This is a genomic window from Agrobacterium genomosp. 13 str. CFBP 6927 (assembly GCA_900012615.1).
GTDB lineage: Bacteria > Pseudomonadota > Alphaproteobacteria > Rhizobiales > Rhizobiaceae > Agrobacterium.
This window is the reverse complement of sequence record LT009756.1, coordinates 2,651,784-2,670,967: the sequence shown is the minus strand read 5'-3', so window position 1 is coordinate 2,670,967 and position 19,184 is coordinate 2,651,784. Positions and strand designations below refer to the sequence as shown.

Annotated in this window: 21 protein-coding genes; 14 read left to right on the top strand and 7 right to left on the bottom strand. The window is 60.4% G+C overall.

The window, feature by feature from the left end; genetic code table 11:
• Positions 1 to 12: 12 nt before the first annotated feature.
• The 6 genes from AGR13A_RS13215 to hemC all read right to left on the bottom strand — a co-directional run bounded on the left by AGR13A_RS13215 (position 13) and on the right by hemC (position 6,069).
• Complete coding sequence (locus tag AGR13A_RS13215) at positions 13 to 744, bottom strand: glutamine amidotransferase (RefSeq protein ID WP_035221672.1); 732 nt, start codon at positions 742 to 744, stop codon at positions 13 to 15.
• Positions 734 to 1,222: a TerB family tellurite resistance protein gene (locus tag AGR13A_RS13210; RefSeq protein WP_080836128.1), complete on the bottom strand. Its 489-nt coding sequence runs from the start codon at positions 1,220 to 1,222 to the stop codon at positions 734 to 736. Before AGR13A_RS13210 ends, AGR13A_RS13215 begins: the two co-directional genes overlap by 11 nt.
• 14 nt (positions 1,223 to 1,236) lie before the next feature.
• The gene (locus AGR13A_RS13205; protein WP_080836124.1) at positions 1,237 to 2,856 is read right to left on the bottom strand and encodes a heme biosynthesis protein HemY; all 1,620 of its coding nucleotides are present in this window, start codon (positions 2,854 to 2,856) and stop codon (positions 1,237 to 1,239) included.
• A 4-nt stretch (positions 2,857 to 2,860) separates the two neighbouring features.
• Complete coding sequence (locus AGR13A_RS13200) at positions 2,861 to 4,321, bottom strand: COG4223 family protein (RefSeq protein WP_080836122.1); 1,461 nt, start codon at positions 4,319 to 4,321, stop codon at positions 2,861 to 2,863.
• Between the two features lie 73 nt (positions 4,322 to 4,394).
• Positions 4,395 to 5,135 (bottom strand): uroporphyrinogen-III synthase, encoded by a 741-nt coding sequence (locus AGR13A_RS13195; protein WP_080836121.1) that lies wholly within the window; start codon positions 5,133 to 5,135, stop codon positions 4,395 to 4,397.
• A 4-nt stretch (positions 5,136 to 5,139) separates the two neighbouring features.
• Entirely contained in the window at positions 5,140 to 6,069 is a 930-nt protein-coding gene (gene hemC / locus AGR13A_RS13190; protein WP_080836120.1) for a hydroxymethylbilane synthase, read from the bottom strand.
• 73 nt (positions 6,070 to 6,142) lie between these two features.
• Here hemC and tsaD point away from each other — a divergent pair, with 73 nt between their 5' ends.
• The 5 genes from tsaD to AGR13A_RS13165 all read left to right on the top strand — a co-directional run bounded on the left by tsaD (position 6,143) and on the right by AGR13A_RS13165 (position 9,682).
• Entirely contained in the window at positions 6,143 to 7,240 is a 1,098-nt protein-coding gene (gene tsaD / locus AGR13A_RS13185; RefSeq protein WP_080836119.1) for a tRNA (adenosine(37)-N6)-threonylcarbamoyltransferase complex transferase subunit TsaD, read from the top strand.
• On the top strand, positions 7,240 to 8,223 hold the full coding sequence (locus AGR13A_RS13180) for an NAD(P)H-dependent glycerol-3-phosphate dehydrogenase (RefSeq protein WP_080836117.1): 984 nt from the start codon (positions 7,240 to 7,242) through the stop codon (positions 8,221 to 8,223). Before tsaD ends, AGR13A_RS13180 begins: the two co-directional genes overlap by 1 nt.
• 63 nt (positions 8,224 to 8,286) lie before the next feature.
• Positions 8,287 to 8,580: a YciI-like protein gene (locus tag AGR13A_RS13175; protein ID WP_035221661.1), complete on the top strand. Its 294-nt coding sequence runs from the start codon at positions 8,287 to 8,289 to the stop codon at positions 8,578 to 8,580.
• A gap of 6 nt (positions 8,581 to 8,586) precedes the next feature.
• Complete coding sequence (locus tag AGR13A_RS13170) at positions 8,587 to 9,030, top strand: EVE domain-containing protein (RefSeq protein ID WP_003492407.1); 444 nt, start codon at positions 8,587 to 8,589, stop codon at positions 9,028 to 9,030.
• Positions 9,031 to 9,037: 7 nt separating this feature from the next.
• A complete protein-coding gene (locus tag AGR13A_RS13165) occupies positions 9,038 to 9,682 on the top strand; it encodes a class I SAM-dependent methyltransferase (RefSeq protein WP_080836116.1) in 645 nt (214 codons plus the stop codon).
• Positions 9,683 to 9,694: 12 nt separating this feature from the next.
• Here the strand turns inward: AGR13A_RS13165 and AGR13A_RS13160 are convergent, their stop codons facing one another.
• Positions 9,695 to 10,063 carry a hypothetical protein gene (locus tag AGR13A_RS13160; protein ID WP_080836114.1) on the bottom strand — a complete coding sequence of 123 codons (369 nt, stop codon included), beginning with the start codon at positions 10,061 to 10,063 and terminating at the stop codon, positions 9,695 to 9,697.
• Between the two features lie 305 nt (positions 10,064 to 10,368).
• Between AGR13A_RS13160 and sdhC the strand changes: the two genes are divergently transcribed.
• The 9 genes from sdhC (at position 10,369) to sucD (ending at position 19,090) form a co-directional block, all read left to right on the top strand.
• Positions 10,369 to 10,761, top strand: coding sequence for a succinate dehydrogenase, cytochrome b556 subunit (gene sdhC, locus AGR13A_RS13155; protein WP_080836112.1), 393 nt, complete (start codon positions 10,369 to 10,371; stop codon positions 10,759 to 10,761).
• A gap of 11 nt (positions 10,762 to 10,772) precedes the next feature.
• Complete coding sequence (gene sdhD / locus AGR13A_RS13150; protein WP_035221653.1) at positions 10,773 to 11,153, top strand: succinate dehydrogenase, hydrophobic membrane anchor protein; 381 nt, start codon at positions 10,773 to 10,775, stop codon at positions 11,151 to 11,153.
• Between the two features lie 7 nt (positions 11,154 to 11,160).
• Complete coding sequence (gene sdhA / locus AGR13A_RS13145) at positions 11,161 to 13,002, top strand: succinate dehydrogenase flavoprotein subunit (protein ID WP_080836110.1); 1,842 nt, start codon at positions 11,161 to 11,163, stop codon at positions 13,000 to 13,002.
• Positions 13,003 to 13,017: 15 nt separating this feature from the next.
• Positions 13,018 to 13,797 carry a succinate dehydrogenase iron-sulfur subunit gene (locus AGR13A_RS13140; protein WP_003523509.1) on the top strand — a complete coding sequence of 260 codons (780 nt, stop codon included), beginning with the start codon at positions 13,018 to 13,020 and terminating at the stop codon, positions 13,795 to 13,797.
• A gap of 205 nt (positions 13,798 to 14,002) precedes the next feature.
• A complete protein-coding gene (locus AGR13A_RS13135) occupies positions 14,003 to 14,545 on the top strand; it encodes a protease inhibitor Inh/omp19 family protein (protein ID WP_035221649.1) in 543 nt (180 codons plus the stop codon).
• Between the two features lie 93 nt (positions 14,546 to 14,638).
• Positions 14,639 to 15,802 carry a cell division protein ZapE gene (zapE, locus tag AGR13A_RS13130; protein ID WP_080836108.1) on the top strand — a complete coding sequence of 388 codons (1,164 nt, stop codon included), beginning with the start codon at positions 14,639 to 14,641 and terminating at the stop codon, positions 15,800 to 15,802.
• 178 nt (positions 15,803 to 15,980) lie between these two features.
• The gene (mdh, locus tag AGR13A_RS13125; protein WP_035221645.1) at positions 15,981 to 16,943 is read left to right on the top strand and encodes a malate dehydrogenase; all 963 of its coding nucleotides are present in this window, start codon (positions 15,981 to 15,983) and stop codon (positions 16,941 to 16,943) included.
• Between the two features lie 33 nt (positions 16,944 to 16,976).
• Positions 16,977 to 18,170 carry an ADP-forming succinate--CoA ligase subunit beta gene (gene sucC / locus AGR13A_RS13120; protein ID WP_003492393.1) on the top strand — a complete coding sequence of 398 codons (1,194 nt, stop codon included), beginning with the start codon at positions 16,977 to 16,979 and terminating at the stop codon, positions 18,168 to 18,170.
• Between the two features lie 17 nt (positions 18,171 to 18,187).
• The gene (gene sucD, locus AGR13A_RS13115; protein ID WP_003492390.1) at positions 18,188 to 19,090 is read left to right on the top strand and encodes a succinate--CoA ligase subunit alpha; all 903 of its coding nucleotides are present in this window, start codon (positions 18,188 to 18,190) and stop codon (positions 19,088 to 19,090) included.
• Positions 19,091 to 19,184: the final 94 nt, after the last annotated feature.

Sequence of the window (19,184 nt, the reverse complement as noted above, 5' to 3'; positions counted from 1 at the left end):
CGGCGGATTGCTTCAGCGCTGCGCTTTGCCTTCAAAAACCAGATCAAGGAAATTGCCGAGCCATGACCGGAGCGGCGTGTCGAACAACATACGGCCCTCCAGATGCTGGCTGCCGACCTGCGCATTGGGCATGCCGAAACGCTGTGCGCCGCGCACCACCCAGCTATGCATCATGGCGCGCGTCAATTCGGCGTGAAACTGCAGGCCCCAGGCATTTTTTCCATATCGATAAGCCTGATTGGGGTAGGTCTCGCCTGACGCCAGAAGCTCAGCTCCCCGGGGAAGTTCGAAACCCTCGCGGTGAAAATGATAGACCATCTTCGGCCAATGCGGCATCAGGAGCCGTCCGTGTTCGGTGGCGTGGAGCGGATACCAGCCGATCTCCACCTTGCCTTCCCTGTCGGCCTCGACCTTGCCGCCCAGATGTTTGGACAGCATCTGCGCGCCAAGACAGATGCCGAGAAAGGGCTTGTTTTCCTTCAGCGGCACCTTCAGCCAGTCGATTTCGGCTTTGACGTAATCATGCGGGTCATTGGCGCTCATCGGGCCGCCGAAGATGATGGCGCCCGCATGTTTTTCCAGCGTTTGCGGCAGGTCATCGCCGAGCGCGGGGCGTCTTATATCCAGACGATAGCCTTTTTCCACCAGCATCTGGCCAACGCGGCCAGGCGTGGAACGTTCCTGATGCAGGACCACGAGCAGGGAAGGTTGTCTGCTCTGTTGCCTGGAGGGGTCAAACAGCATCGTCTTTGTTTTCGCTTTCTTCAGCGGGCCCGGACCTCGTGGCGGCCTGCTGACGTTGCAGAACCCTGTCGCGAACTGAAACGCCAAGCAGATCGGCGACACGCCAGATCACATGGTCTTCCATTTCGCTTCGTTGGCCGTCAGCGTAAACAATATCCCAGAGTATGCCAATAAGCTCCACGCGCTGATCTTCATCGAGATGGCGGCGGATATCGGTGGTGAAACGATAATAATCGACGGCTTCCTTGCCGGCCTCCTGGCCTGCGGTGAGAAGCGCGTCCAGCTTGCCGGCGTCGAGATGATAATAATCCTGAAGGATTTCGCGAAGACGGTCGCGTTCGCTTTTCGAGACTGTGCCGTCGGCTTCCATCACCTGAAAACAGAGGGCGGCAACTGCTACCCTCAGATCATCAGGGCCGAATTCATCCGTGTGCTGGCCGACGAGGTTCTGAATAAACGACTGTATTTGGTTGAACATCGATAGCCTGTTCGTCAGAAGAGTTTGAGCCGGGTCTTGGGTTCGGCTTCCGCGCCGGGTTTCTTGACGCCCGGATCATCCGGCGCGCCGCCGAAAAAGGGTACCGCTTCGGCCTTCGCGTCGGCCATGTCCGCTTCCTCCGGTGCTTCAATTGTCGCCGGTTCTTTTTCCTTGGGACCCGATACGACCGGCTTGACCTCGATCGGCGCAACCGGTGGAGCGGGTTTCGGCTCGAGAACAGGCTCGGCGGCCTTGTCGACAATGATGGTTGCGGGAGCGGGTTCGGCGCGGGCCGGTGCTGCGGCAATCGCATTTTCGATGGTCAGATCTTCGACGGGGCCTTCGAGCTGGCCGAAAGGCGCTTTCCATTCGAAGGCGTCGAGACGGCCGGTAACGGGCGAAACGGGCAGCCATTTTTCCGAGGCGATGCCATCGGCCACCCAGGCCGGATCACGCGGCGCGCGCAAGGCCTGCGCCATCCAGTAGCGCACCCGGCCCTGATCGCCGGTTTCAGCCTCCTCGATATCGGCCATCAGCAGGAAGATGCTTTCGCGTGGCTCGATGCGGGCGGCGGCCTCTGCCTTGGCTCGCGCCTTGGCAAATTCCTTGGCGTCGAGTGCGGCCTGCGCCACGGCGAAGAGGGATTCGATGTTGTTGGGCTTCAGGCTTTCCAGCCGTTCGGCGCGTTTCAGACGGTCGATAGCCGTATCGCCGCTGCGCGCCCGCACGTAAAGCTCTGCGATCTGTGGATGCGGATCTGTCTTCCAGACCGGCTCCAGAACCGTTGCGGCCTTGCGCAGATTGTCTTCGCGCAGATAGGATTTTGCGGCGATCAATGCTGCCGGCACAAGGCTTTTCGCGAGCTTGAGGGCGTGTTTGGCGTCCTCGCGCGCGCCCACCGGATCGCTTTCCAGTTTTTCACCGGCCTTCGCAGTGAGAAGCACGGCTTTCAGGCGTTCCGCCTCACCGCGTTCGATGACGCCTGCCGCCTTCTGCTGGTCGAGGAGGCGGATCGCGTCGTCCCATTGTCCATTGCGGCAGCGGTTTTCCAGCGTCGCCTGCGCTGCCCATGGCAGGTAAGGGGCCTTTTCCGCCGCGTCCTCGGCATATTGCTGGGCGGCCTCATAGGCTCCCTGACGGCGGGCCTCGATATAGAGGCCGCGAAGACCAAGCTCCCGGGTCTCGGGATCGCGGGCCATCGCTTCGAATTTGCGCCGCGCCTCGTCATATTTGCTTTCAATGAGGTCAGCCTGTGCATCGAGCAGGTGGATAAGCGGCTCCTGGTCGGCGCTGAGCAACCCTTGAGTGCGGGCCGTCATCTTGCGGGCGAGGATGGCATTGCCGGCGCCGGCGGCGATGAGGCCGGTGGAGAGCGCCTGATAACCACGGTCGCGCTTGCGGGCGCGAAAATAACGCCGGGCGGCGTTTGGCGACGTCCATATGGCGTTGACGATCCACCAGACCAGCATGACGGCGGCAACCAGCGCCGCGATGATCGAGGCGGCGACCATCAGGCTCATTTCGATCAGCTGGCCCTGCCAGACGATGGAAAGCACGCCGGGCCTATCCGCCAGCCACGAGAAACCGAAGCCGAGCGCCAGAACGATAAGGGCGAAAGTCAGAATTCTGGTCATGCCCTCACCCCTGCTTACCGGTGCTGGTGATGGCGCGGGTCAAGGTGCCACCCACCAGGTTTTCAACCTCGATCCGTGCATCCAGAGATTTTTTATAATCGGCGGATGCCGTCCTGGCGGCCTCGGGAAGTCCATTCCATTCGAGCGCCGCTCCCTGAAGATCGCCATTGCGCAGCTTGTTCTCCATCCGCGCGATCATGGCGTCGGGTGTCTCGCCTTCGATATTTCCAACCGGGCGCACCTTCACCAGCGAAAAGGCGCTTTCCGTCAGGCGCTCAACGATGCCTTGGTTGGGATCGGGCTGATTGATGGCGGACAGCATGGAATTGGCAACGTCCGGAAACTTCTGCATCAATTCCGAACGCGATGGCACACCGGTTGCGGCAAAGGATTGCAGCGATGCGATGGCGGGATCGTCAGGGATCACCTTGGAGAGCGTATCGAGTTCGGTCAAGAACGGTCCGCCCCGATCGATCGCGGCCTTCAGAGCGGCCGATGCGATGGCGCGGGCGACTTCGATATCGTCACGCGGTTCGTTGATCTTCGCTTCCGCATCGGTCAGTCGACGCGTCAAATCCGCCGTCGCTGAAGCCTGCGCGGATCGCTCCGACTGGAGCGTGGATTCCAGCGCTGCTATTTTTTCCGAAAGTGCATCTACCTGCGGCGCCTCGCCCTTTGCGTTCTCGAGGGTGGCGATGCGTTGTTCCAGCGCCGAGGTGTCTGCGGTGTTGGTCGGAACGTTGGCGAGTTGCTGACGCAGACTACCGAGATCGGTTTTCAGTGCCGCGATCTCATCGCCTCCGGTTCTGCCGGCACTAAAGGACGGCAGGATGCCGGCATATTGCATGCTGCCGGCAGCGGCGAGCGCCACGAGGCCGCCAACGATACCGGCCGCGATGAGGCCTGAGGTTGCGGCCTGTTTGCTTTCGGGTTGCTGCGGCGTGGAGGGCTTGACCGGTCCCGACGATGGGGTGCTGGTCGAGGGTCTTGCGCTGGCAGTCGCGCTTCCGGATGCGGGAGAGGCCGATGATGTGGAAGCAGAAGTCGCAGGCTTTGCGCCGGTTGCGGCGGAGGAAGAGGCGCTTGCCCCGATGGTACCTGTCGTGGGCTTCGCATCGGTTTTAGGCGGAACAGGGGTCGTCGAAACGGCTTCTGTCTGCTTGTCCGCGGGCTTCTCCCCCTGTGGCCGTTCGGCTGCGGGCTCTGCCTTGTGGACGTTCGGTTCGGGCTCGATCGGGGTCTTGTGTGGCTGGTCCCAAACCGGGGCAGGGTTCGTCGCTGCGGTTGCCGCAGGCTTTTGTTCAGAAACGCCGGGTTCTCCGGCTGTGGCCTTCTCGCTCGTCCGGTCGTCAGTCTTGGCAGCGTCCACGTCGGCGGAAATTGCTTTCACGTCTTTTGCGTCCAGGTCGATGGTGACCGGTTCGGCTTTGGACTTGGAGTGGCGTGGCGGCTTTCCCGATACCATGACAACCTCATTTCTGCCTGCAATAGTCTAAACCTAGTCAGTGACGGCGGCAAAGGAAAGGGGCGAGCCCGAATTAGGTTCCCGACTTGCGATGAAGAAGTTCAAACATCGCTGCCTCGTTCGCGCTTTCCGCCGCCGCTGCATTCTCGCGAAAGATTTCCGGAACCAGCGAAAGCACATTGCGGCTGATGCAGACGAATTGTGTAGAGCCCAGCGCCGCCACATATTTTTCCGCCGACGCGTGACGGAAAAATGCCTTTGCCGCTTCCGATGAATAGAGCAGCACCGCATCGGCAGCTCTCTTCAGAAGCGCCGTTTCAAGCATATCGTCCGAAAGATCTGACAGCTGCATTTCGTAACAGTCGACTGCCCGGAATGGAATCCCGGCAGCAGCAAGGCCGTCCTCGAACACGGTGCCTCGTGGCGTACCGGCGAGATAAAGCAGGGGGCCCTCGTTCTTCAAAAGGGAGCGATGCTCCGCGACGAGCCCGGCGAGACCCACCGCATCGCCCAAGGCGGTGAAGATATTCGTGAAGCCGATTTTTCCTGCCGCCTCCGCCGTCGCCTCGCCGACGGCGAAGAGCGGTTTTGACCAATGGGGTGCAAGTCGGTCGCGCAGGGTCTCCAGCGATCGCAGGGCCTCGGCGCTGGTGGCCGCAATGGCCGATAGCGGGTCCGACAATGCCGGGATGGCGCGCTGGCCGTGGTGGACAGGATGAAACAGCGGGAGAAGCACCGGCTCGTGGCCGAGGGCTTCAAGCTTTGCGGCCGTCTTTTCGCCCGAACGATGCGGCCGGGTGACGACGATCCGCATCGGCTCAGCTCCAGCCATCGAAGAAGTTGCTGCCGGCCCGGGCGCGCACGTCCTCGCCGGCCTTGCGACCCAAAGCTTCGGCATCCTTGCGAGCTCCGGAAATCTCGACGCTGTGGCTCGTCTGTCCGTCCGGGGTCAGGATCAGGCCGGAAAAATGCAGCTCCTCACTGTCGCAGGTGGCATAGCCTGCAATCGGGGTGCGACAGGAACCATCGAGGGCTGCCAGAAAGGCGCGCTCGCAGGTGACCGCATCATAGGTGGGCATGTCGTTGATGGATGACAGCAACTCGTCCATGCGCGTGTCACCGACGCGGCTCTCGACGCAGATCGCGCCCTGCGCGGGGGCTGGCGGAAAATCCTTCGGGTCGAGGATTTCCGTCGGGACATTGTCCATGCCCAGCCTCTTCAAGCCGGCAAAGGCGAGAAGCGTGGCATCCGCCTGGCCTTCTTCCAGTTTGCGCAGGCGGGTTTCCACCTGGCCGCGAAAGATGATGACGCTCAGATCCGGCCGCAGGCGGCGGATCAGCGCCTGGCGGCGCAGGGATGCCGAGCCGACCACGGCACCCTGCGGCAGTTCCAGAAGTTTCGGTGCGGTGCGGCCGATAAAGGCATCGCGCATGTCTTCGCGCGGTAGGAAGGCAGAGAGATGCAGACCTTGAGGCAGAACGGTTGGCATGTCCTTGGAGGAATGCACGGCAATATCGAGTTCGCCGGACAGAAGCTGGCTCTCCAGTTCTTCTGTGAACAGCCCCTTGCCGCCGATCTCTGACAAAGCCCGGTCGGTAATCCGGTCCCCCTTGGTGGACAGCACGACGACTTCGAACATATCTTCCGGCAGACCATGCGCCGACATCAGCCGGTTACGGGTCTCGTAAGCCTGTGCAAGCGCCAGAGGGCTGCCGCGCGTGCCGATTCGGAAAGGTTTTGTTTGCATCCGCGTCTATCCATTGTTACCGGAGTTGTCTTAGACCAACTCAGCGCATGATCGCAATGAACGAACAGATTTGATGACCCCCTTTCTTCGTATCCTCGGCATAGAGACAAGCTGTGACGAAACCGCTGCATCCATTGTGGTTCGGCATGCGGACGGGCGTGGCGAGATCGTCTCCGACGTCGTTTTGTCGCAGCTTGAGGAACACAGCGCCTATGGCGGCGTGGTGCCGGAAATTGCTGCGCGCGCCCATGTCGAAGCGCTGGATACGCTGGTGGAAGAAGCACTTGAGCAGGCGGGTGTCACCCTTGCCGATGTCGACGCCATAGCGGCCACATCCGGCCCTGGTCTCATCGGCGGCCTCCTCGTGGGTCTGATGACGGGCAAGGCCATTGCGAAGGCGGCGGGCAAACCTCTTTACGCCATCAACCATCTGGAAGGCCATGCGCTGACGGCGCGCCTGACCGACGGCCTTTCTTTCCCCTATCTGATGCTGCTGGTTTCCGGCGGCCACACGCAGCTCGTGCTGGTGCGCGGCGTGGGTGACTATGAGCGCTGGGGCACCACCATCGATGACGCGCTGGGGGAAGCCTTCGACAAGACTGCGAAGCTTCTGGGGCTGCCCTATCCCGGTGGGCCTGCGGTTGAAAAGGCAGCAGCGAAAGGCAATCCGGACCGATTTGCGCTGCCGCGCCCGATGGTGGGTGAGGCAAGGCTCGATTTTTCCTTCTCCGGCCTGAAGACGGCGGTGCGGCAGGCCGCGACCGCCATCGCGCCGCTTTCGGATCAGGATATTGCCGATATCTGCGCCTCCTTCCAGAAGGCGGTATCACGCACCCTCAAGGATCGCATCGGCCGCGGCCTTGCCCGTTTCAGCCAGGAGTTTCCGCATCTGGAAACCAGGCCTGCGCTGGTCGTGGCTGGCGGCGTTGCTGCCAATCAGGAAATCCGCCAGACGCTGCAGGCGCTTTGCGACACGCACGGCTTCCGCTTTGTTGCGCCGCCGCACCGGCTCTGCACCGACAATGCTGCGATGATTGCCTGGGCCGGGCTGGAGCGGATGGCAGATGGCAGGCAAGCCGACCCGCTGGAAATTCCGCCGCGCTCACGCTGGCCTCTTGATGGCAGCGCGGAGACATTGATCGGTTTCGGCAAAAGGGGAGCCAAGGCCTGATGCAGCGGGAGAAAATCGTCGTTATCGGGGCTGGCGCCTTCGGAACCGCGCTCGCCGTCGTCATCGCGCTGGAAAACCGCCATGACGTGACCCTGCTCGGCCGCGATGCGTCCCTGATGGCCGATCTCAAGGTGGATCGCATCCACGAGGCCGTTCTTCCGGGTGTCGACCTGCCCTATGCGCTTGAATTTTCCGTCGAGCCGGAGGTGCTGGCCGGTGCCGGCATCGTGTTGTTCGCCATGCCCTCGCAGGCCCATGCGGATGCGGCGCGTCATTATGGCCCCTATCTGGCTGATGATTGCATCATCGTCACCTGCGCCAAGGGCATCGACCGCAGCTCGGGGCGCCTGCTGACGGAACTTCTGGAAGCAGAACTGCCGCATCATCCGATTGCCGTTCTCTCCGGTCCGGGGTTCGCTGCCGATATTGCGCGCGGATTGCCGACGGCCATGGCGATTGCGGCGGAAGATGCGGGGATTGCCGAGCGGCTGGCGACAACGATTTCCGGCAGAACCTTCAGGCTCTATGCTTCGACCGACCGCATCGGCGTGCAGCTTGGCGGCGCGTTGAAGAACGTGCTCGCCATCGCCGCCGGGATTGTCGAAGGCGCGGGGCTGGGTGATTCCGCCCGGGCGGCGCTGATTTCGCGCGGGCTGGCCGAAATGTCGCGTCTGGTCGTCGCCATGGGCGGCAAGGCGGATACGGTGCGCGGTCTTTCAGGCCTTGGTGATCTGGTCCTGACCGCCACCAGCCATCAGTCGCGAAACCTGCGTTTCGGCATCGCGCTCGGCCGGGGTGAGGGCAAGGATATGTCCGGCGGGCTGGTGGAGGGCGCTTTTGCGGCAGCCGTTGCCGCCCGGCTCGGTGAAAATCATGCTGTCGACATGCCGGTGACCGAGGCGGTGGCCGCCATTATCGACGGCAATCTGGATGTGGCGAGCGCCATGCAACAATTGATGACACGGCCCATCACCACCGAATGAGGTGGGGCCTTCGCTCCAAATCGCCGACGCTTTTGGAGGACATGTTTTAACGAGGAGACGAGAATGCTGTTTGCGTTTATCTGCAAGGACAAGCCCGGCCATCTGAACGTGCGTATGGAAACGCGCCCGGCGCATCTGGAGCATCTGAACAGGCTGAATGCCGAAGGCACGCTGAAGATCGCCGGCCCGTTTCTTGACGCCGAAGGCAAGCCGAATGGCAGCCTCGTCATCGTGGAAGCTGCCGATATCGAGGCCGCGAAGGCTCTTGCCGATGCCGACCCCTATGCCAAGGCCGGCCTGTTCGAAAGCGTGGATGTGAAGCCCTATAATTGGGTCTTCAACAATCCGGGAGCGTGACGGGTCATGGCGAATTACTGGCTTTACAAGTCCGAGCCGTTCAAATGGTCTTGGGAGATGCAGAAGGCCAAGGGTGAGGCCGGCGAAGAATGGACCGGCGTGCGCAATTATCAGGCCCGCAACAACATGCGCGCCATGAAAATCGGCGACAAGGGTTTCTTCTACCATTCCAATGAGGGGCTGGATGTTGTCGGCATCGTCGAAGTCTGTGCGCTGTCGCATCCGGATTCGACCGCCGAAGGCGATCTGAAATGGGATTGCGTGGATATCCGCGCCGTTTGTGACATGCCGCAGCCGGTTTCGCTGAAGGATGTGAAGGCTAATCCGAAACTGGAGAAAATGTCTCTCGTCACCTCGATGCGGCTTTCCGTGCAGCCGGTGACGGAAGAGGAATATCTCGAAGTCTGCCGTATGGGCGGCCTTGCCAATCCGCCAAAGTCACCGGACTGATCCTCCAGTGAGGACAGACCCCGAGCGCTTCATCCTCGACAACGCTGCCATCATGCATCCGCCGCATGTGCCGGAGCTGCGTCTTCATCTTGCCACCGAAGCCCATGAGCTGTGGCTGAAGACGGAGGAGGAGTTGCAGGAAATTGGCCTGCCGCCGCCCTTCTGGGCCTTTGCCTGGGCGGGTGGGCAGGGGCTTGCCCGTTATGTTCTCGATCATCCCGAAAGTGTTTGCGGCAAGCGCGTGCTGGACTTTGCCAGTGGCTCCGGGCTGGTCGCCATCGCTGCGGCAAAAGCGGGTGCCAGTGCGGTTCTGGCGGCTGATATCGATCCCTGGACGGAGACGGCCATTCGGCTGAATGCGGCGCTTAATGGCGTGGCTGTCGATTTTACTGGGCTCAACCTGGTTGGGAAGCCGGTTGAGGCAGATGTTCTGCTGGCGGGCGACGTGTTTTATGACCGCGCTTTTGCCGATCTTCTCGTGCCATGGTTTCTGGAGCTGACGGAGAAGGGCGTGAGCGTGCTCATCGGCGATCCCGGGCGCGCCTATCTACCCAAACAGCGCCTTCTCGCCGAGGCGACCTATGAGGTGCCGGTGACGCGGGCTCTTGAGGACAGTGAAGTCAAAAGGACCACCGTCTGGCGCTTCGTCTGATTACATTTTGATTTAGGGCCGGATAACGCAGACACCGTGCTCATAGGCGCAGGCGTTGCCGGTGGTCGCGGCACGGACGTTGATGATCTTTGCCTTGGGTGCCAGCTGCATGCCTGTCGTGGCACCTGTAACCCTTTTTGAAAGACCGCCGCCGATCGCGAAATAATTGCCGTTTCCGCGAACCCTCAAGGCCGATATCGCACCCACATAGGTACCGCCGGAAAGGGTTGACGGCAGGCCGTCCGTGGAGAAACTGACCTGCGACTGCCGTTGCTGATAATGGTGGCGTCCGTTAAAATCCTCTGCCGTTGCAGCAGGCACGGCGGTGAAAACGACGCCTGTTGACAGCATGACCAGAGTGGCGATTCGACGCTGTAACATGAGCCTCATTCTCCGGATTTTTTCAGTTAACGAATAGTAAATTACACGATTTATGACTTACGTAAAGGTAAATATTTTGAGGGTGTAAATCTTGGAAACGCTCGATTTTTTATTTTCGAGCAAAAAAATTCCAAAAAAAATTCGTGAACCAATCGATTAAATTGGAATCGGTCATGAAATGTGCTTGTCGTGATGCTTCCATGTGATTAAACGTCGCGGTTGGTGCAATGCACATTCTTTCGTCATGTGCTGTTGCTTGGGGGCGCCTTATCTATGGGCGCACGGGAAAACGCCGCGAGGTTCTGATGGCGAATCTGACAAATAACCGGCCTCTGTCGCCGCATCTTCAAGTTTACAAGCTGATTCCGACGATGGTCTCATCCATCGTGCACCGCATCACGGGCGGTGCACTTTATTTCGGAACGCTGCTGGTTGCCTGGTGGCTGATCGCGCTTGCCTCCGGCCCGGCCTATTACGACTGGGTCAACTGGGCGATGGGCACGATCATCGGCAGGCTTATCCTGATCGGTTATACCTGGGCTCTCGTTCACCACCTGCTGGGCGGCCTTCGCCACTTCATGTGGGATCTGGGATACGGCTTCGAAAAGCATTTTACCACCAAGCTGGCAAAGGCCTCGTGGGTGGTGTCGATCTGTCTGACCGCGCTGATCTGGGTTGTCGCCCTGATCGTGCGCTGAGGAGATTTATCATGGATATGCGTACCCCTCTCGGAAAGGTTCGTGGCCTCGGCTCCGCCAAGGAAGGCACCGACCATTTCTGGCGCCAGCGCCTGACGGCGGTTGCCAACGTTCCGCTGCTGATCTTCTTCGTGGTCTTCCTCATCCAGTATGCCGGCGCGCCCTATCAGGAAGTCGTCGCCGCGCTGTCGAACCCGCTTGTCGCTGTCATCATGGGTCTGGTGCTGGTTTCCGGCCTCATCCACATGAAGCTCGGCATGCAGGTCATCATTGAAGACTATATTCACGCCGAGGTTTCGAAGCTCGTTCTTCTGATGCTCAATACGTTTTTCGCGGTTCTCATTGGCGGTCTTTGCATCTTCGCCATTCTGAAAATCGCATTCGCAGGATAATTCCGCCATGGCATCGATCAGTTCACCTTCCCAGAATGGCAAGGCTTACACCTATGTCGATCACTCCTATGACGTGATCGTGGTGGGCGCCGGCGGCGCGGGTCTGCGCGCAACGCTCGGCATGGCGGAACAGGGTTTCCGCACGGCCTGCATCACCAAGGTTTTCCCGACGCGCTCGCACACGGTCGCGGCGCAGGGCGGCATCGCTGCATCGCTCACCAATATGACGCCCGACTGTTGGCAGTGGCACCTTTACGACACCGTAAAGGGCTCTGACTGGCTGGGCGACGTTGACGCGATGCAATATCTCGCCATGGAAGCGCCGAAGGCGGTCTATGAGCTGGAGCATTACGGCGTGCCCTTCTCGCGCAATGCCGAAGGCAAGATCTACCAGCGCCCGTTCGGCGGTCACATGCAGAACTACGGCGAAGGCCCGCCGGTACAGCGCACCTGCGCTGCCGCCGACCGTACCGGCCATGCCATTCTGCACACGCTTTATGGCCAGTCGCTGCGCAACAATGCGGAATTCTTCATCGAATATTTCGCGCTCGACCTCATCATGTCGGCAGATGGCCGCTGCACCGGCGTCGTCGCGTGGAACCTCGATGACGGTACGATCCATCGCTTCTCCGCCAAGATGGTGGTGCTGGCGACCGGCGGTTACGGCCGCGCCTATTTCTCGGCAACCTCGGCCCACACTTGCACCGGTGACGGCGGCGGCATGATTGCCCGTGCCGGCCTGCCGCTTCAGGATATGGAGTTCGTGCAGTTCCACCCGACCGGCATTTACGGCGCGGGTTGCCTGATCACCGAAGGCGCACGCGGCGAAGGCGGTTATCTCGTCAATTCCGAAGGCGAGCGCTTCATGGAGCGTTATGCGCCTTCCGCGAAGGACCTTGCCTCGCGTGACGTCGTGTCGCGCTGCATGACGATGGAAATCCGTGAAGGCCGCGGCGTCGGCAAGAACAAGGACCACATCTTCCTGCATCTCGATCACCTCGATCCTGCGATCCTGCATGAGCGTCTTCCGGGCATTTCCGAAAGCGCCAAGATTTTCGCCGGCGTCGACGTGACGCGCGAGCCGATCCCGGTTCTGCCGACGGTTCACTACAATATGGGCGGTATTCCCACCAACTATTGGGGTGAAGTGCTGAATGCCGATGCCAACAACCCGGAACGCATCGCACCCGGCCTGATGGCCGTCGGCGAAGCCGGCTGCGCCTCGGTGCACGGCGCGAACCGCCTCGGCTCCAACTCGCTGATCGACCTTGTGGTCTTCGGCCGCGCCGCTGCTATCCGCGCCGCCCAGGTCATCGACCGCGATGCGGCGGTTCCTGCGCTCGATATCGCTGCCTGCGACAAGATCATGGAACGCTTCGACAGCCTGCGTTACGCCAATGGCTCGACGCCTACGGCGGTGCTGCGCGACAAGATGCAGCGCGCCATGCAGGACGATGCGGCCGTGTTCCGCACGCAGGAATCGCTGGAAAGCGGTTGCCAGCGTCTTTCCGCCATCTGGAAGGAACTGCCTGACGTCAAGGTTACCGATCGTTCGATGGTGTGGAACTCCGATCTGGTCGAAACGCTCGAGCTGAACAACCTCATGGCCAACGCGATCACCACGGTCTATGGCGCGGAAGCGCGCAAGGAAAGCCGCGGCTCGCACGCCCGCGAGGATTTCGTCGACGGTCCGTTCGCCGGTCGCGACGACGTGAACTGGCGCAAGCACACGCTTGCCTGGGTCAGCCCGGAGGGCGACGTCAAGCTCGACTACCGCCCTGTTCACACCGACCTCATCGCCGACGGCATCGATCCCAAAAAGATCGAGCCGAAGGCGCGCGTCTACTGATTTGAGGAACTGGATATGGTTGAACTCGCTCTCCCCAAGAATTCCCAGATCAGCGAAGGCAAGGTCTGGCCGAAGCCTGACGGTGCCAAGAACGTCCGCGAATACCGGATCTATCGCTGGAACCCGGATGACGGCCAGAACCCGCGCATCGATACTTATTATATCGATGTCGACGATTGCGGGCCGATGGTTCTCGATGCGCTTCTCTACATCAAGAACAATATCGACCCGACGCTGACGCTGCGCCGCTCCTGCCGCGAAGGCATCTGCGGCTCCTGCGCCATGAACATCGACGGCACCAATACGCTCGCCTGCACCAAGGGCATGGAAGAGATCAACGGCACGGTGAAGGTCTATCCGCTGCCGCATATGCCCGTCGTGAAGGACCTCGTTCCTGATCTGTCGAACTTCTATGCCCAGCACCGCTCCATCGAGCCCTGGCTGAAGACGGTTTCGCCGACGCCCGCCAAGGAATGGAAACAGAGCCACGAGGACCGCCTGAAGCTCGACGGCCTTTATGAGTGCATTCTCTGCGCCTGCTGCTCCACCTCCTGTCCCAGCTACTGGTGGAATGGCGACCGTTACCTCGGTCCGGCCGTTCTGCTGCAGGCCTATCGTTGGCTGATCGACAGCCGCGACGAAGCAACGGGCGAACGCCTCGACAATCTCGAGGACCCGTTCCGTCTTTATCGCTGCCACACCATCATGAACTGCGCGCAGGCTTGCCCGAAGGGCTTGAACCCGGCCAAGGCGATCGCGGAAATCAAAAAGATGATGGTTGAGCGTCGCGTCTGAAGGCGATTCGCCTGGACCGAAAATCTATCGGGTCGCGGTGTGGACTGCGGCCCTTTTTTACAACCGGGTGCGGGAAATTTCGGTAAAAATCGACCGAAATTGTAATTATCCCGGCCATCGCTTGCGCAAGATAAGGCTTTGGTAATAATTCAGCCTTCTTGTTTGATCATGGTCTTTCCGGAAGCGAGAGAATCGGGAGCTTGATATGCAATTCAGATATGTGGTGACGGGCCTTGCGGTTGTAATGAGCCTTGCCGGTTGCCAACGTACCTCCTACGATTACAACAACAATAGCGGCAGTAATCCCGGTTATACGCCGCCGCTGCAGGCTCAGCCGGTTCCGTCCGTTCAGTCTGGCGCGCTGCCGCCACCCGGCGGTACTTCGGGCAGTCAGTTCCCTTCGGCGCCCGCTTCTGCGACGCCTGGCGGCACCGATGTGGCCTCTGCCGCCCCGCCGACAACGGCGCTCGATGTCACCAAGGAATCCATGGTCGGCAACTGGCGTGTTTCCAATGGCGGCGCCAATTGCGACATGTTCCTGACGCTCACCAATCTCGGCAGCGGTTCGCGTGGCGGCACGCGTGGATGCTCCGGCGAGCTGACGGCGATGGGCTCCTGGGAAGTGTCCGGCAAGATGGTCCTCTTCAAGAACCGTTCGGGCGATACGATCGGCCGCGTCTACAAGAGCGCCGATGCGCGCTTTGACGGCACGACCAATAGCGGCCAGCCGCTCAGCCTCAGCCGATAGAGCATTTCCGGTGTATCCGGATCGCCCTGCCTGTTCTGAGCCATTCCATTCGTCGCGGATGCCTGTCGGCGTCCGCGACCGGAGCGCTTTTCCATGAAGCCATTGCCCGATTACAATCATAGTGTCGTTGAACAGCTCAACGCATTAACGGCAGCTGGCACCTTGCAGGCGGATGCGGCGCAACTCGGCGTGGCGGCTCACCTCGACCGTATCCTTGCCGATCTGAAGGCACGCAAGCCCGCCAAGAAAAAAAGCGCGCTCGGCTGGATGTTCGCGCGCAAGGCCGGTCCAGCTGCGTCCGTCAAGGGATTGTATGTCTATGGCAGCGTCGGCCGAGGCAAGACGATGCTGATGGACATGTTCTATGAGATGGCGCCCGTCACTTCCAAACGGCGCTGCCATTTTCACGAGTTCATGGCGGATGTGCATAATCGCGTGCATGCGCATCGGCAGAAGCTGAAGAATGGCGAAACCAAACAGGCAGATCCCATTCCGCCTGTCGCCGCCCAGCTTCTGGCGGAAGCGGAGCTCCTTTGCTTCGACGAGTTCACCGTTACGGATATTGCCGATGCGATGATCCTCGCCCGGCTGTTCAGCGAACTCTTCGCCAATGGCTGCACTCTGGTAACGACCTCCAACGTCGTTCCCGACAATCTCTACAAGGACGGGCTCAATCGCGGCCTGTTCCTGCCTTTCGTCGACTTGCTGAAGAAATATGTTGAGGTCGTGACGCTGGACAGCCCCACCGATTACCGGATGGAAAAGCTGGAAAGCCTGCCGGTCTATGTCACGCCGCTCGACGGTTCGGCGGATCAGGCGATGGATATGGCCTGGCGGCACATGACCGGTGGCCATCTTGTCGCGCCAACTGAAATACCGATGAAGGGCCGCTCCATTCTGGTGCCGCGCGCCAGTGGCCGTGTGGCGCGCTTCTCCTTCTCCGATCTTTGCGAGAAGCCGCTCGGGGCTTCCGACTTCCTTGCCATCGCCAATCGTTTCGATACGGTCTTCATCGACAATATCCCGTTCTTGAATGCGGACAAGCGCAACGAAACCAAGCGTTTCATCATCCTCATCGATGCGCTTTACGACCACAGCGTCCGGCTTTTTGCCTCCGCTGCAGCCATGCCGGAAGACCTGCTCGGCAAGCGCAAGGGAACCGAAGGCTTCGAGTTTGATCGCACTGCCTCGCGGCTGTTTGAGATGCGCAGCGCTGATTATCTGGCGCTGCATCACGAAAAACGGCAGAAAGTTTGACACTTTCGTGACGTATTTTCTTACGTTTACGTAAGAAAATAATGATCTAAACGATTGAAAATATTCATCACAAAAGAATCTGTTGCCAATTTTGGCCAATGGGGCTAATCGAAGTCCGACAATTTGGCTGCCGGTTTGGCGCGGTGAAATTGAATTGAAGCTCAAGAGGAAGCATTCGATGGCTCGCAAAAAAATTGCACTTATTGGTTCTGGCATGATCGGCGGCACGCTGGCGCATCTCGCCAGCCTGAAGGAACTGGGCGATATCGTCCTCTTCGATATTGCCGACGGCATCCCGCAGGGCAAGGGTCTGGATATTGCCCAGTCCGGCCCGGTTGAAGGCTTCAATGCAAAGCTCACCGGCGCTTCTGATTACGCCGCCATCGAAGGTGCTGACGTCTGCATCGTCACCGCTGGCGTTGCCCGCAAGCCGGGCATGAGCCGCGACGATCTTCTCGGCATCAACCTCAAGGTCATGGAGCAGGTCGGCGCCGGCATCAAGAAATATGCCCCGAATGCTTTCGTCATCTGCATCACCAACCCGCTCGACGCCATGGTGTGGGCGCTGCAGAAGTTCTCCGGCCTGCCGAAGAACAAGGTCGTCGGCATGGCCGGCGTTCTCGACAGCGCCCGTTTCCGTCTTTTCCTCTCCGAAGAATTCAATGTTTCGGTTGAAGACGTCACCGCCTTCGTTCTTGGCGGCCACGGCGACACCATGGTGCCGCTCGCACGCTACTCCACGGTTGCCGGCATTCCGCTGACCGACCTCGTCAAGATGGGCTGGCTTACCGCCGAGCGTCTCGAAGAGATCGTACAGCGCACCCGCGACGGCGGTGCGGAAATCGTCGGCCTGCTCAAGACCGGTTCGGCTTATTACGCACCGGCCGCCTCCGCGATCGAAATGGCTGAATCCTACCTCAAGGACAAGAAGCGCGTCCTGCCCGCCGCTGCCCATCTTTCGGGTCAGTATGGCGTTGACGATATGTATGTCGGCGTTCCCACCATCATCGGTGCCGGCGGTATCGAGCGTATCATCGAGATCGAGCTGAACAAGGAAGAAGAAGCAGCTTTCCGCAAGTCCGTCGGCGCTGTCGCCGGTCTTTGCGAGGCCTGCATCAACATTGCTCCGTCGCTGAAGTAATAGCCTCTAGCGGCTCCAAACAGGGATTATTCCATGAATATTCACGAATATCAGGCCAAGGCTCTTCTGAAGGGCTACGGCGCGCCGGTTGCTGAAGGCGTCGCCATCCTCAAGGTCGAAGAAGCCGAAGCTGCCGCAAAGCAGCTTCCCGGCCCGCTCTACGTCGTCAAGAGCCAGATTCACGCCGGCGGCCGCGGCAAGGGCAAGTTCAAGGAACTCGGCCCCGACGCCAAGGGCGGCGTTCGCCTGGCGAAGTCGATCGACGAAGTCGTTTCCCATGCCAAGGACATGCTCGGCAACACGCTGGTAACGGCGCAGACGGGCGACGCCGGCAAGCAGGTCAACCGTCTCTACATCGAAGACGGTGCCGACATTGCCCGCGAACTCTACTGCTCGCTGCTGGTTGACCGTTCCGTCGGCCAGGTCGCATTCGTGGTTTCTACGGAAGGCGGCATGGACATCGAAGCTGTCGCCCACGACACGCCGGAAAAGATCCACACCATCGCCATCAACCCGGAAAAGGGTGTGAGCGACGCTGACGTTGCCGCGATCTCCAAGGCTCTCGAGCTTGATGGCGTTGCTGCCGAAGACGCCAAGGCGCTGTTCCCGATCCTCTACAAGGCCTTCAACGAGAAGGACATGGCTCTCCTCGAGGTCAACCCGCTGATCGTCATGGAAAATGGCCATCTGCGCGTTCTCGACGCCAAGATGTCCTTCGACGGCAATGCGCTGTTCCGCCACGACGACGTCAAGGCGCTGCGCGACGAAACCGAAGAAGACGCCAAGGAAATCGAAGCCTCCAAGTGGGACCTCGCTTACGTTGCTCTCGACGGCAACATCGGCTGCATGGTCAACGGTGCCGGTCTCGCCATGGCGACGATGGACATCATCAAGCTTTACGGCAAAGAGCCGGCTAACTTCTGCGACGTCGGCGGCGGCGCCGGCAAGGAGAAGGTTGCGGCAGCCTTCAAGATCATCACCGCTGACCCGAAGGTCGAGGGCATCCTCGTCAACATCTTCGGCGGCATCATGAAGTGCGACGTCATCGCCGAAGGCGTGATTGCCGCGGTGAAGGAAGTTGGTTTGCAGGTTCCGCTCGTTGTTCGCCTAGAAGGCACCAACGTCGAACTTGGCAAGAAGCTTCTCAACGAATCTGGCCTTGCGATTACGGCTGCTGACGATCTGGACGACGCAGCCAAGAAGATCGTCGCGGCGATCAACGGCTAATTGAGGGACCGGAAATAATGTCTATTCTTGTTAATAAAGACACGAAGATCCTTGTTCAGGGTCTGACCGGCAAGACCGGAACCTTCCACACCGAACAGGCGCTTGCTTATTACGGCACGCAGATGGTCGGCGGTATTCACCCGAAGAAGGGTGGCGAAACCTGGACCGGTTCCAAGGGCGAAAGCCTGCCGATCTTCGCAACGGTTGCCGAAGCCAAGGAAAAGACCGGTGCAGACGCATCCGTGATCTATGTTCCGCCGGCAGGTGCAGCAGACGCCATCATCGAAGCCATCGATGCGGAAATTCCGTTCATCACCTGCATCACCGAAGGTATCCCGGTCATGGACATGGTGCGCGTCAAGGCTCGCCTCGACCGCTCCAAGTCGCGCCTGCTCGGCCCGAACTGCCCGGGTATCCTGACGCCGGAAGAATGCAAGATCGGTATCATGCCGGGCTCCATCTTCCGCAAGGGTTCGGTCGGTATCGTTTCCCGTTCGGGCACGCTCACCTATGAAGCCGTGTTCCAGACCTCCAACGAAGGCCTCGGCCAGACCACGGCTGTCGGCATCGGCGGCGACCCGGTCAAGGGCACCGAGTTCATCGACGTCCTGGAAATGTTCCTCGCCGACGACGCCACCCAGTCGATCATCATGATCGGCGAAATCGGCGGCTCGGCTGAAGAAGATGCGGCGCAGTTCCTGATCGACGAAGCCAAGAAGGGCCGCAAGAAGCCGATGGCCGGCTTCATCGCGGGCCGTACGGCTCCGAAGGGCCGCACCATGGGCCACGCCGGCGCTGTCGTTTCCGGCGGCAAGGGCGACGCAGAGTCGAAGATCGCAGCAATGGAAGCAGCCGGCATCAAGGTATCGCCCTCTCCGGCGCGCCTCGGCAAGACGCTGGTTGAAGTCCTCAAGGGCTGAGACCACATGAGACCGGTAACGGGCGGCGCGGCTTTATCGCTGCGCTGCCCGATGCCGCAAGAACGACAGACAGAACGGCATACCGCCCCGGCGG